Annotated in this window: 12 protein-coding genes; all 12 read left to right on the top strand. The window is 69.6% G+C overall.

Going from position 1 to position 12,860, the window contains the following annotated elements; genetic code table 11:
* The first annotated feature begins 55 nt into the window (after positions 1 to 55).
* Positions 56 to 1,507, top strand: a complete 1,452-nt coding sequence (locus tag ACZ55A_RS01410) for a UDP-N-acetylmuramoyl-tripeptide--D-alanyl-D-alanine ligase (RefSeq protein WP_468831383.1) — start codon at positions 56 to 58, stop codon at positions 1,505 to 1,507.
* A 5-nt stretch (positions 1,508 to 1,512) separates the two neighbouring features.
* Complete coding sequence (gene mraY, locus ACZ55A_RS01405; protein WP_468834517.1) at positions 1,513 to 2,577, top strand: phospho-N-acetylmuramoyl-pentapeptide-transferase; 1,065 nt, start codon at positions 1,513 to 1,515, stop codon at positions 2,575 to 2,577.
* Complete coding sequence (gene murD / locus ACZ55A_RS01400; RefSeq protein WP_468831380.1) at positions 2,559 to 4,052, top strand: UDP-N-acetylmuramoyl-L-alanine--D-glutamate ligase; 1,494 nt, start codon at positions 2,559 to 2,561, stop codon at positions 4,050 to 4,052. Before mraY ends, murD begins: the two co-directional genes overlap by 19 nt.
* A gap of 60 nt (positions 4,053 to 4,112) precedes the next feature.
* Positions 4,113 to 5,534 (top strand): putative lipid II flippase FtsW, encoded by a 1,422-nt coding sequence (gene ftsW, locus ACZ55A_RS01395; RefSeq protein WP_468831377.1) that lies wholly within the window; start codon positions 4,113 to 4,115, stop codon positions 5,532 to 5,534.
* Between the two features lie 6 nt (positions 5,535 to 5,540).
* Positions 5,541 to 6,632, top strand: a complete 1,092-nt coding sequence (murG, locus tag ACZ55A_RS01390) for an undecaprenyldiphospho-muramoylpentapeptide beta-N-acetylglucosaminyltransferase (RefSeq protein WP_468831374.1) — start codon at positions 5,541 to 5,543, stop codon at positions 6,630 to 6,632.
* 22 nt (positions 6,633 to 6,654) lie between these two features.
* On the top strand, positions 6,655 to 7,470 hold the full coding sequence (locus ACZ55A_RS01385; protein ID WP_468831371.1) for a cell division protein FtsQ/DivIB: 816 nt from the start codon (positions 6,655 to 6,657) through the stop codon (positions 7,468 to 7,470).
* Positions 7,471 to 7,752: 282 nt separating this feature from the next.
* Positions 7,753 to 8,988, top strand: coding sequence for a cell division protein FtsZ (gene ftsZ / locus ACZ55A_RS01380; RefSeq protein ID WP_468831368.1), 1,236 nt, complete (start codon positions 7,753 to 7,755; stop codon positions 8,986 to 8,988).
* Positions 8,989 to 9,001: 13 nt separating this feature from the next.
* Positions 9,002 to 9,766, top strand: coding sequence for a peptidoglycan editing factor PgeF (pgeF, locus tag ACZ55A_RS01375; RefSeq protein ID WP_468831365.1), 765 nt, complete (start codon positions 9,002 to 9,004; stop codon positions 9,764 to 9,766).
* Positions 9,766 to 10,485 (top strand): YggS family pyridoxal phosphate-dependent enzyme, encoded by a 720-nt coding sequence (locus ACZ55A_RS01370; RefSeq protein WP_468831362.1) that lies wholly within the window; start codon positions 9,766 to 9,768, stop codon positions 10,483 to 10,485. Before pgeF ends, ACZ55A_RS01370 begins: the two co-directional genes overlap by 1 nt.
* A 123-nt stretch (positions 10,486 to 10,608) precedes the next feature.
* The gene (locus tag ACZ55A_RS01365; protein ID WP_468831359.1) at positions 10,609 to 11,229 is read left to right on the top strand and encodes a cell division protein SepF; all 621 of its coding nucleotides are present in this window, start codon (positions 10,609 to 10,611) and stop codon (positions 11,227 to 11,229) included.
* 66 nt (positions 11,230 to 11,295) lie between these two features.
* On the top strand, positions 11,296 to 11,589 hold the full coding sequence (locus ACZ55A_RS01360; RefSeq protein ID WP_360941721.1) for a YggT family protein: 294 nt from the start codon (positions 11,296 to 11,298) through the stop codon (positions 11,587 to 11,589).
* Between the two features lie 49 nt (positions 11,590 to 11,638).
* Positions 11,639 to 12,742 (top strand): DivIVA domain-containing protein, encoded by a 1,104-nt coding sequence (locus ACZ55A_RS01355; protein WP_468831356.1) that lies wholly within the window; start codon positions 11,639 to 11,641, stop codon positions 12,740 to 12,742.
* Positions 12,743 to 12,860 lie beyond the last annotated feature (118 nt).

Below are 12,860 nucleotides of genomic sequence, written 5' to 3'. Positions count from 1 at the left end.
CCATGCGCGCACAATCCTTTCGCCGTCACCGCCCGCCGCTCGCCGGGGGTGACCTGTGATCTCCCTGTCCCTCGCCGAGATCGCGAGTATCGTCCGCGGCCAGCAGTACGACATACCGGACGCCGGCCGACAGGTGACCGGGCCGGTCGTCACCGACTCCCGTGCGGTACGCCCCGGCGGCCTGTTCGTGGCCTTCGCCGGGGAACGCGTCGACGGCCATGACTTCGCCCGGGGCGCCGTCGAGGCCGGCGCGGTGGCCGTCCTGGCCGCCCGCCCCCTCGGCGTCCCCGCGATCGTCGTCGACGACGTCACCGCCGCCCTTGGCGCGCTCGCCCGCGCCGTCGTCGAGCGGCTGGGCACCACCGTCGTCGGGCTGACCGGCTCGGCCGGCAAGACCAGCACCAAGGACCTGATCGCCCAGCTGCTCCAGCGGCACGGCCCGACCGTCTGGCCGGAGGGCAACCTCAACAACGAGATCGGGCTGCCGCTGACCGCGCTGCGCGCCGATGAGACGACCCGTCACCTCGTCCTGGAGATGGGCGCCCGCGGCGTCGGCCACATCCGCTACCTCGCCGCGCTGACCCCGCCGCGGATCGGTGTGGTGCTCAACGTCGGCAGCGCGCACCTCGGCGAGTTCGGCGGCCGCGCGCAGATCGCCGAGGCGAAGGGCGAACTCGTCGAGGCGCTGCCGTCCGCCGAGGAGGGCGGGATCGCGGTGCTCAACGCCGACGATCCGTACGTCCGCGCCATGGCACCGCGTACGAGGGCCCGTACCGTCCTGTTCGGTGAGGCCGAGGACGCCGCCGTACGTGCCGAGAATGTCCGGCTCACGGCGCTCGGACAGCCTGCCTTCACGCTTCACACACCCTCCGGGTGCAGTGATGTGACCATGCGGCTGTACGGTGAGCACCACGTGTCGAACGCGCTCGCCGCGGCCGCCGTAGCCCATGAGTTGGGCATGCCCGTAGACGAGATCGCCACCGCGCTCTCCGAAGCCGGCACGCTCTCCCGCTGGCGTATGGAGGTCACCGAGCGCGTGGACGGCGTGACGGTCGTCAACGACGCCTACAACGCGAACCCCGAGTCCATGCGAGCGGCGCTGCGAGCGCTGGTCGCGATGGGCGCGGCCGGCAAGGCCAAGGGGGGTCGTACGTGGGCGGTGCTCGGTGAGATGGCCGAGCTCGGCGAGGAGTCACTCGCCGAACACGACGCGGTCGGGCGGCTGGTCGTCCGGCTCAACGTCAGCAAGCTCGTGGCAGTCGGCGGCAGGGAAGCGGCCTGGCTCGACATGGGCGCCAAGAACGAGGGTTCGTGGGGTGAGGAGTCGGTGCACGTGTCCGACGCGCGGGCGGCGGTCGACCTGTTGCGCAGCGAGCTGCGACCGGGAGACGTCGTGCTGGTGAAGGCGTCCAGGTCGGTGGGGCTGGAGCGGGTCGCCGCAGCTCTGCTGGACGACGAGGGCATTGCGGGCGCAGCGGGCGCTGAGGGTGGAGTCGCGTCCCGATGAACTCGATGAAGCAGATCCTCTTCTCCGGAATGATCGGGCTCTTCCTGACCCTGATCGGCACCCCGCTGCTGATCAAGCTGCTGGCCAAGAAGGGGTACGGGCAGTTCATCCGCGATGACGGCCCGCGGACCCACGGCAGCAAGAAGGGCACGCCCACCATGGGCGGTATCTCCTTCATCCTGGCCACGATCATCGCCTATGTCGTGACCAAGGTGATCACCTCCAGCGATCCGACCTTCTCCGGTGTGCTGGTGCTGTTCCTCTTCGCGGGCATGGGCCTGGTCGGCTTCCTCGACGACTACATCAAGATCGTCAAGCAGCGTTCGCTGGGTCTGCGGGCCAAGGCGAAGATGGCAGGACAGCTGATCGTCGGTATCGCCTTCGCGGTGCTCTCGCTGCAATTCGCCGACCTGCGCGGACAGACCCCGGCCTCGGACCGGCTGTCCTTCACCCAGGACTTCGGCTGGCAGATCGGCCCGGTCATCTTCGTGATCTGGGCGCTGTTCATGATCCTGGCGATGTCCAACGGCGTGAACCTCACCGACGGCCTCGACGGCCTGGCCACCGGCGCCTCGGTGATGGTCTTCGGCGCGTACACGTTCATCGGCATCTGGCAGCACCAGGAGTCCTGCGCCAACCAGATCACCGCCGGACCGGGCTGTTACGAGGTACGCGACCCGCTCGACCTCGCGGTGGTCGCCTCCGCCCTGATGGGTGCCTGCTTCGGCTTCCTGTGGTGGAACACCTCACCGGCCAAGATCTTCATGGGTGACACCGGCTCGCTGGCCCTGGGCGGCGCGCTCGCCGGTCTGGCGATCTGCTCCCGTACGGAGCTGCTGCTCGCCCTCCTCGGCGGCCTCTTCGTCCTGATCACGATGTCCGTGGTCATTCAGGTCGGCTCCTTCAAGCTGACCGGCAAGCGGGTCTTCCGGATGGCGCCGCTCCAGCACCACTTCGAGCTCAAGGGGTGGTCCGAAGTCCTTGTGGTGGTCAGGTTCTGGATCATCCAGGGCATGTGCGTCATCGTGGGACTCGGCGTCTTCTACGGTGGTTGGCAGGCAGCGAAGTGACCACGCACGACTCGGCCCGGAACCCCGCGGAGTTCGCGGGTCTGGACATCACCGTCGCCGGCCTCGGTGTGAGCGGCAGCAGCGCCGCCCGCGCCCTGGCCGGCCTCGGCGCCCGCGTCACGGTTGTGGACGGCGGCGCGGGCGAGCAGCAGCAGGCCGCGGCCCGTGAGCTGGAGGCACAGGGGATCACGGTCCGCCTCGGCGACGGGGCGACCCTCCCCGAGGGCACCGATCTCGTGGTCACCTCGCCCGGCTGGAAGCCGGACAGCCCGCTGTTCACGGCGGCCGCCGCGGCCGGGGTGGACGTGGTCGGCGACGTCGAGATCGCCTGGCGGCTGCGCGAGACCGTGCCGGGACAGCCGGCGGCGGCCTGGCTCGCGGTCACCGGCACCAACGGCAAGACCACCACCGTCCGGATGCTGGCCTCGATCCTGGCCGCCGAGGGCCTGCACACCATGGCCGTCGGCAACATCGGCACCCCGATCATCGATGTCGTCCTCGGGCAGGGCAAGGACGGTGCGCGCCCCTACGACGTGCTCGCCGTCGAGCTCTCCAGCTACCAGCTGCACTGGGCGCCCTCGCTGCGGGCGCACTCCGCCGCGGTCCTCAACATCGCCCCCGACCACCTCGACTGGCACGGCTCCCTCCAGGCCTACGCCGCCGACAAGGGCCGGATCTACGAGGGCAACACCGTCGCCTGCGTCTACAACGTGGCCGACAAGGCGACCGAGGACCTGGTGCGCGAGGCCGATGTCGAGGAGGGCTGCCGCGCCATCGGCTTCACCCTCGGCACCCCGGGCCCCTCCCAACTCGGCGTCGTCGACGGCATCCTCGTCGACCGCGCCTTCGTGGAGAACCGGCAGAAGCAGGCCCAGGAGCTGGCCGAGGTCTCCGACATCGCGCCCGGCTCCGGCACCCCCGCCCCGCACAACATCGCCAACGCCCTCGCGGCGGCGGCGCTGGCCCGTGCCTTCGGCGTACGGCCCGCGGCGGTACGCGACGGACTGCGCGCCTTCCACCCCGAGCCCCACCGCATCCAGCACATCGCGGACATCGACGGCGTCACCTACATCGACGACTCCAAGGCCACCAACACCCACGCCGCCGAGGCGTCCTTGGCGGCGTACGATCACATCGTGTGGATCGCCGGCGGGCTCGCCAAGGGCGCGACCTTCGACGAACTGGTGCAGAAGTCCGCGGCCCGGCTGCGCGGGGTGGTGCTGATCGGCGCCGATCGGGCGCTGATTCGCGAAGCCCTGGCGCGACACGCCCCCGATGTCCCGGTGGTCGACCTCGACCGGACCGACACTGGGGCGATGCCTGAGGCGGTCCGGGAAGCGTCCCGTCTGGCGGAGCCCGGCGACACCGTCCTGCTGGCTCCGGCCTGTGCCTCGATGGACATGTTCGTCAATTACAACAAGCGGGGCGACGCCTTCGCCGAAGCGGTCCGTGAGCTGACCGCACGGGATCAGTAGACCGTTTCTCCCCGCCGCCGCCGATGACCGGCGCCGAGCGTACCTGTGGAGGGGACGAGGATGACGGCCCGACCGGCGAACACAGGGCGGGAGGGCGGGGGCCGGTCCGCGCGGGCGGGCGGGAGCGGTTCCGCGCGGGCGGGCGGGGGCCGGTCCGCCCCGCTGCGTCCGTCCCGCCGTACTTCCGTGGTGCGCCCGTCGCGCGGGGGTCGCTCACCGGGCGGCCCCCGGGGCCTGCACACCCGGCTCAGACGAGCCTGGGACCGTCCGCTGACCGCGTACTACCTGATCCTCGGCGGCAGTCTGCTGATCACGGTCCTGGGCCTGGTGATGGTCTACTCGGCGTCCCAGATCAAGGCGCTCCAGTCCGGACTCGCCCCGTCGTATTTCTTCCGCAAACAGTTGCTCGCGGCCGTTCTCGGGGGTGGGCTGCTGCTGTTCGCCGCGCGGATGTCCGTACGGGTGCACCGTACGCTGGCGTATCCGCTGCTCGCGGTCTCGGTGTTCCTGATGTGCCTGGTGCAGATTCCGGGCATAGGGGTCGCGGTCAACGGCAATCAGAACTGGATCAGTCTCGGCGGCCCTTTCCAGATGCAACCGAGCGAGTTCGCCAAGCTCGCGCTGGTCCTGTGGGGCGCCGATCTGCTGGCCCGCAAGCAGGACAAGCGGCTGCTGGTGCAGTGGAAGCATCTGTTGGTGCCGCTGGTCCCGGTGGCTTTTCTGCTGCTCGCGCTGATCATGCTCGGCGGCGATATGGGCACCGCGATCATCCTCACCGCGATCGCCTTCGGGCTGCTGTGGCTGGCCGGAGCGCCGACCAGGCTGTTCGCCGGGGTGCTGGGTGCCGCCGCGGTGATCGGCGCGCTGCTGATCAAGACCAGCGCCAACCGGATGTCCCGGCTGGCCTGCATCGGCGCGACCGATCCGGGCCCCGGTGATCAGTGCTGGCAGGCCGTGCACGGGATCTACGCCCTCGCATCCGGCGGATTCTTCGGTTCCGGACTGGGTGCGAGTATGGAAAAATGGGGTGAACTCCCTGAACCGCACACCGACTTCATCTTCGCCATCACCGGGGAGGAACTGGGTCTGGCGGGGACGCTGTCGGTGCTCGCCCTCTTCGCGGCTCTAGGCTATGCGGGTATCCGCGTGGCCGGGCGCACGGAGGACCCCTTCGTACGGTACGCCGCGGGAGGCGTGACCACCTGGATCACGGCCCAGGCCGTGATCAACATCGGTGCGGTGCTCGGCCTGTTGCCGATCGCCGGTGTCCCGCTCCCGCTGTTCTCCTACGGAGGCTCCGCCCTGCTGCCGACGATGTTCGCCATCGGGCTGCTGATCGCCTTCGCGCGTGACGAGCCCGCTGCACGGGCGGCGTTGACGGCCCGGTCGGCGCGGAAGCCGGGCTCCGGCAGGAGACCGGCTGGGGTGAGATGGAAGACGATGAGACGGCGCGTCAAGAAGCGGCCGTCCGGAGAGCGGTGAATTTCGGTGCATGTCGTACTCGCCGGTGGGGGGACCGCCGGCCACATCGAGCCCGCGCTCGCCCTCGCGGACGCACTGCGGAGGCAGGACCCCACCGTGGGGATCACGGCACTCGGTACGGAGAAGGGGCTGGAGACCCGGCTCGTCCCGGAGCGCGGCTATGAGCTGGGCCTGATCCCGGCCGTACCGCTGCCGCGCAAGCCCACCCCCGAACTGATCACCGTCCCCGGGCGGCTGCGCGGCACGATCAAGGCCGCCGAGCAGATCCTGGAGCGCACGAAGGCGGACTGTGTGGTCGGCTTCGGCGGCTATGTGGCGCTGCCCGGCTATCTGGCCGCCAAGCGGCTCGGAGTGCCGATCATCGTGCACGAGGCGAACGCGCGCCCCGGTCTGGCCAACAAGATCGGCTCGCGGTACGCCAAGTTCGTCGCCGTCAGCACCCCCGACAGCAAGCTGCGCGGCGCCCGCTACGTCGGCATTCCGCTGCGCCGCACCATCGCCACCCTCGACCGCGCCGCGGTCCGCCCGGAGGCGCGGGCCGCCTTCGGTCTCGACCCCAACCTGCCGACCCTGCTGGTGTCCGGCGGTTCCCAGGGCGCCCGCCGGCTCAACGAGGTCATCCAGGCGGCCGTCCCGGTCCTCCAGCGGGCCGGCATCCAGGTGCTGCACGCGGTCGGTCCGAAGAACGAATTGCCGCATGTGGACAACATGCCCGGGATGCCGCCCTATGTCCCGGTACCGTACGTGGACCGGATGGATCTCGCGTACGCCGCGGCTGACATGATGCTCTGCCGCGCGGGCGCGATGACCGTCGCCGAGTTGTCCGCCGTCGGGCTCCCGGCCGCGTTCGTCCCGCTGCCCATCGGCAACGGCGAACAGCGGCTCAACGCCCAGCCGCTGGTCAACGCCGGCGGGGGGCTGCTGGTCGACGACGCCCAGCTGACCTCGGACTGGGTGCAGAGCAATGTGCTCCCGGTCCTGGCCGATCCGCACCGGCTGTACGAGATGTCCCGCGCGGCCTCCGAGTTCGGCCGCAGGGACGCCGACGAGCTGCTGGTCGGCATGGTGTACGAGGCGATCGCGCAGCACAACAAGTAGCGCACGAGAGAAGGCAGGGAGCGTGGCCGGACCGACGACCGCCCGGCGCGGCGAGAAGAAGTCACCGTCCGGCCCGCCCTCCGCCGCGGAGGTGCGACGGCGAAGATTCCGCTGGGTGCGCACCTCCCTGCGGGCGCCGGGCCGCCGCGGTCTGATCATCATCACGGTTGTTGCCGTGGTGCTCGGCGGGTTCGGCGCCTGGGTGCTCTACGCCTCGGACTGGCTGCGGGTGGAGCGCGTCAGGGCCACCGGCACCGATGTGCTGACCTCGCGTGAGGTGGTGGCCGCGGCCGCCGCTCCGATGAACGCACCGCTGGTCTCGGTGGATACCGACGCGCTGGCCCGCCGGCTGAGCGCCCGGCTGCCGCGCATCAAGAGCGTTGACGTCGAGCGGTCATGGCCGCACACCATCGGTCTGAAAGTGACCGAAAGGCAGCCGGAACTCCTGATGCGAGCGGGCGGAAAGTTTGTCGAAGTGGACGCCGAGGGTGTCCGGTTCGCGACCGTCACGGCCGCCCCCAAGGGCGTTCCGCTTCTGGAAATGGCCGTTTCGCACTCCCCGAGTCTGCACCGTTTCGGAATCGACCGTTTGCGTCGCGCCGCGGTCGAAGTCGCCCAGGATGTGCCCGCGGCGGTACGCAAGGACGTCCGCACGGTCCGGGTCCGGTCATACGATTCCGTCACCCTCGAACTGACCCGCGGACGCACCGTCGCCTGGGGTAGTCGCGAACAGGGCGCCGAAAAGGCGAAGGCGCTGACCGCACTGCTGAAAGCCGCACGTGACGCGCGCCACTTCGACATCTCCGTCCCCACCGCCCCTGCGGTGTCCGGGAGTTGACGTCCGTAGCCGCAGGCCAGCACCCTGGATGGCTACGACTATGGGTGATCACATAGGGTGAAAAGAAAAACGGGAGGTTCGGCGTGTTCGTTGAACACGCGCGTCTTGTCGACTTAGTGTCTCGTTCCAAAGGGACTATGGAACCAAGGAACACAGGCACAGGTAACCCTAAACTTCAACGTTAGGGTTCGGGTCGGCACTACGGACCGTCCCATCGGCATCAGTCGGCGTCCACTCGCAAGTGCGGCGACGACACGTAACTCGAGGCGAGAGGCCTTCGACGTGGCAGCACCGCAGAACTACCTCGCAGTCATCAAGGTCGTCGGCATCGGCGGCGGTGGCGTGAACGCCATCAACCGGATGATCGAGGTCGGGCTCAAGGGCGTCGAGTTCATCGCGATCAACACCGATGCGCAGGCGCTGCTGATGAGCGACGCCGACGTCAAGCTCGACGTCGGCCGCGAAATGACCCGCGGCCTCGGCGCCGGCGCCAACCCGGATGTGGGTCGCAAGGCGGCCGAGGACCACCGCGAGGAGATCGAGGAGGTCCTCAAGGGGGCCGACATGGTCTTCGTGACCGCGGGTGAGGGCGGCGGCACCGGCACCGGTGGCGCACCCGTCGTCGCCAACATCGCGCGCTCGCTGGGCGCCCTGACGATCGGTGTGGTCACCCGGCCGTTCACCTTCGAGGGCCGCCGTCGTGCCAACCAGGCCGAGGACGGCATCGCCCAGCTGCGCGAAGAGGTCGACACCCTCATCGTGATCCCCAACGACCGACTGCTGTCCATCTCGGACCGCCAGGTGAGCGTGCTCGACGCGTTCAAGTCCGCGGACCAGGTACTGCTGTCGGGTGTCCAGGGCATCACCGACCTGATCACCACCCCGGGTCTGATCAACCTCGACTTCGCCGACGTCAAGTCCGTGATGTCGGAGGCCGGCTCGGCCCTCATGGGCATCGGCTCGGCGCGCGGCGACGACCGCGCGGTGGCCGCCGCGGAGATGGCGATCTCCTCGCCGCTCCTGGAGGCGTCCATCGACGGCGCCCGCGGCGTCCTGCTCTCCATCTCCGGCGGCTCGGACCTCGGTCTCTTCGAGATCAACGAGGCCGCGCAGCTGGTCAGCGAGGCGGCACACCCGGAAGCCAACATCATCTTCGGCGCGGTCATCGACGACGCGCTGGGCGACGAGGTGCGGGTGACGGTCATCGCCGCGGGCTTCGACGGCGGTCAGCCGCCGGCCCGCCGCGATGCGCAGTCCGCACTGTCGGCCCCGAAGCGCGAGGAGCCGGCGCCGGCCCCGAGCCGTCCGGCCGCTCCGCCGGAGCCGCGGACGTCCTCGTCGTTCGGCGGTCTGGGTTCGGTGCCCGCACGGGACGAGGAGCCGGCGCCCGCCGAGTCCTCCTCCTCGCTGGGCGAGGCCACTTCGTCCCCGTCGAGCACTCCGCAGGTTCCCCCGGCCCGTCCGTCGTACTCCGACTCCGCGGCCGAGGAACTGGACGTTCCCGACTTCCTGAAGTGACCGAAGCACCGAAGTGATAGGGCAACAGCACCACGAGAGCGGCGCGCACTTCGCCTTCACCGACAGGTGGGGCGGGGTGAGCGCCGCTCCGTATGAGCAGCTCAACCTGGGCGGCGCGGTCGGCGACGACCCGGAGGCGGTACGGACCAACCGTGCGCTCGCGGCAGCGGAACTCGGGCTCGACCCGGCCGCGGTGGTCTGGATGAACCAGGTCCACGGCCGGGACGTCGCGGTGGTCGACGGACCCTGGCGCAATGCGGACATCCCGTGTGTGGACGCGGTGGTGACGGCACGCCGGGGCCTTGCGCTCGCCGTACTGACCGCGGACTGCACCCCGGTCCTGCTGGCCGACCCGGTCGCCGGGATCGCGGGGGCCGCGCACGCCGGGCGGCCGGGTCTGGTCGCCGGAGTGGTGCCGGCGGTCGTCGAGGCGATGGCGAAGCTGGGGGCGGAGCCGTCCCGGATCCTCGCCCGCACAGGGCCCGCGATCTGCGGACGGTGTTACGAGGTGCCCGAGGCCATGCGCTCCGAGGTCGCCGCGGTGGTGCCCGAGGCGCATGCGACGACGAGCTGGGGCACGCCGGCGGTGGATGTCACCGCGGGGGTACGGGCCCAACTCGCCGCGGCGGGCGTGCCGTTGCGTGAGGATTCCCACATCTGCACCCGGGAGTCCGCGGACCACTTCTCTTATCGGCGCGACCGCACGACCGGGCGGCTCGCGAGCTACGTATGGCTCGGGGACGACCCCGGCCGGGGGCCGGGGGAGGCCGAGCGGTGATGGACGACCGGAGAACTCAGCTGGCCGAGAACCTGGAGCGGGTGGAAAATCGTATCTCCGCTGCCTGCGTCAAGGCCGGCCGACCGCGCGAAGAAGTGACCCTGATCGTGGTCACCAAGACCTACCCCGCGAGCGATGTCCGTCTGCTCGCGGAGCTGGGGGTGCGCCAGGTCGCGGAGAACCGCGATCAGGAGGCGGCACCCAAGGCCGCGGAATGCGCTGATTTGCCCCTTACTTGGCACTTCGTTGGGCAACTACAGACCAACAAGGTGCGCTCTGTGGCCGGTTATGCCGGGATTGTTCAGTCGATCGACCGGTCCAGGCTCGTCACCGCACTCTCCAAGGAGGCGGTGCGCGCCGAGCGCGAGCTGGGTTGCCTGATCCAGGTGGCACTTGACGCCGAGGCTGCCCAGCGCGGGGAGCGCGGTGGGGTGGCGCCGGACGGCGTGCCGGCCCTCGCGGAGGCGATCGCCGGGGCACAAGGGCTGCGGCTGGACGGTGTGATGATGGTCGCGCCGCTGGCCGGGCCGTACGCCGGTCGCCAACTGGCCGCATTCGAGCGGCTCATGGAAATCTCAACCGACCTGCGCGCCACCCATCCTGCTGCCAACATGGTGTCAGCAGGCATGAGTGCGGACCTTGAGGACGCCGTGGCGGCCGGAGCGACACATGTGCGCGTCGGCACTGCGGTACTCGGAGTCCGACCACGGCTCGGGTAACGTCGCCAAGCAAGTCGGACCACAGCACAAAATATGGTCATTCCCGCAGAAAGCGGGAGGCCCGCGTGGATCCAAGGCCCCTGGTGACGGAGCCGATCCACCACAGAGCGGAGGACGCAGAGAATGGCCGGCGCGATGCGCAAGATGGCGGTCTACCTCGGCCTCGTGGAGGACGATGGGTACGACGGCCGGGGGTTCGACCCCGACGACGAGTTCGAGCCCGAGCTTGACCCGGAGCCTGATCGGGGACGGCGGCAACAGCACCAAGTGCAGCCCGAAACACGGCCAGAACGGGACGAACCTGTCCGTGCCGTGACACCCCCTGCGCAACGTGAACCGGCCCCGCTCACCGCGGAAAGCGGACGACCCGCCCGAATCGCCCCCGTGGCATCCATCACACCCGAACGCCCAAATCTGGAGAAGAACGCACCGGTGATCATGCCCAAGGTTGTGTCCGAGCGGGAGCCCTACCGCATCACCACGCTGCACCCCCGGACCTACAACGAAGCCCGTACCATCGGGGAACACTTCCGTGAGGGCACTCCGGTGATCATGAATCTCACGGAGATGGATGACACAGATGCGAAGCGACTTGTCGACTTTGCGGCCGGTTTGGTGTTTGGTCTTCACGGGAGCATCGAGCGGGTGACGCAGAAGGTGTTCCTGTTGTCGCCTGCTAACGTCGATGTCACGGCGGAGGACAAGGCCCGAATCGCAGAGGGCGGGTTCTTCAACCAGAGCTGAGACGCAACACCGGGCACACCAGGGCCGTAAGGCCGACACAGGAGCAAGGGGAGAGGGACGCGCGAGATGAGTGTCGCTGGTCAGGTGATCTATATCGCGCTGTACTGCTTCCTGATCGTGTTGATCTTCCGGCTGGTGATGGACTATGTGTTCCAATTCGCCCGTTCATGGCAACCCGGCAAGGCGATGGTGGTCGTTCTTGAGGCCGCCTACACTGTCACTGATCCGCCACTCAAGCTTCTGCGGCGGGTCATTCCGCCGCTGCGTCTCGGGGGCGTGGCGCTCGATCTGTCCTTCTTCGTATTGATGATCATCGTCTACATCCTGATCACCGTCGTGAGGTCGGTGTTGTTGGTGTGAACGATACGGTCTTGCCGATTGCCGACGACTACGTTGAGGTGAAGTAGAGATGCCGTTGACCCCCGAGGACGTGCGGAACAAGCAGTTCACGACCGTCCGCCTCCGAGAAGGCTATGACGAGGACGAGGTCGATGCCTTCCTCGATGAGGTCGAAGCCGAACTGACCCGGCTTCTGCGGGAGAACGAGGACCTGCGCGCCAAGCTGGCCGCTGCCACCCGCGCCGCGGCGCAGAATCAGCAGCAGCAGGGTCTGCGCAAGGGACCGGACCAGCAGCAGGAGCAGCAGCAGAGGCCCGGGGCTCCCGTGCCCGCCGCCATATCCGGTCCGCAGCCGGTCCCGCCGCAGCAGCAGGGGATGGGTGGCCCGCCCCAACTGCCCGGTGGTGCACCGCAGCTGCCTCCTGGTCCCGGTGGCCACGGCCCGCAGGGCCCGCACGGCCCCGGTCCGATGGGTCCCGGCGGTCCCATGGGTGGCCCGATGGGCGGCCCCGGTGGACCCCAGCTGCCCGGCCCCGGCGGCCAGCAGGGCGGCCCGGGCGGTGACAGCGCGGCCCGCGTGCTGTCGCTGGCACAGCAGACCGCCGACCAGGCGATCGCGGAGGCCCGTTCCGAGGCCAACAAGATCGTCGGCGAGGCGCGCAGCCGTGCAGAGGGCCTGGAGCGGGACGCCCGCGCCAAGGCCGACGCTCTGGAGCGGGATGCGCAGGAGAAGCACCGCGTGGCGATGGGCTCGCTGGAGTCGGCCCGCGCGACGCTGGAGCGCAAGGTCGAGGACCTGCGCGGCTTCGAGCGCGAGTACCGCACGCGACTGAAGTCCTACCTGGAGAGCCAGCTGCGTCAGCTGGAGAACCAGGCGGACGACTCGCTGGCCCCGCCGCGGACCCCGGCGACCGCTTCGCTGCCGCCGTCCCCGTCGATGGCGTCGGCCGGTGCCGGAACCATGGGCGGCAACCACACCATGGGTGGCGGCCAGTCGATGAACGGCAACCACTCCATGGCCGGTCAGTCCAGCGGTCCGTCCTACGGTGGTCAGCAGCAGATGTCGCCGGCGATGACCCAGCCGATGGCTCCGGTGCGGCCGCAGGGGCCGTCGCCGATGCAGCAGACCCCGTCGCCGATGAGGGGCTTCCTCATCGACGAGGACGACAACTGAGGTCCGCCTAGCGCGTACCGTCGGCAATCAGGGCCGGGCCCCGAGGGATTCCCTCGGGGCCCGGCCCTTTGTGTGGGTGCGCCCGGGCCTCATGCAGATAATGCGAAATGCCCCGGCG

It is taken from the genome of Streptomyces sp. NPDC034111, assembly GCF_055575375.1.
This window is presented reverse-complemented; position numbering and strand designations above follow the sequence as displayed.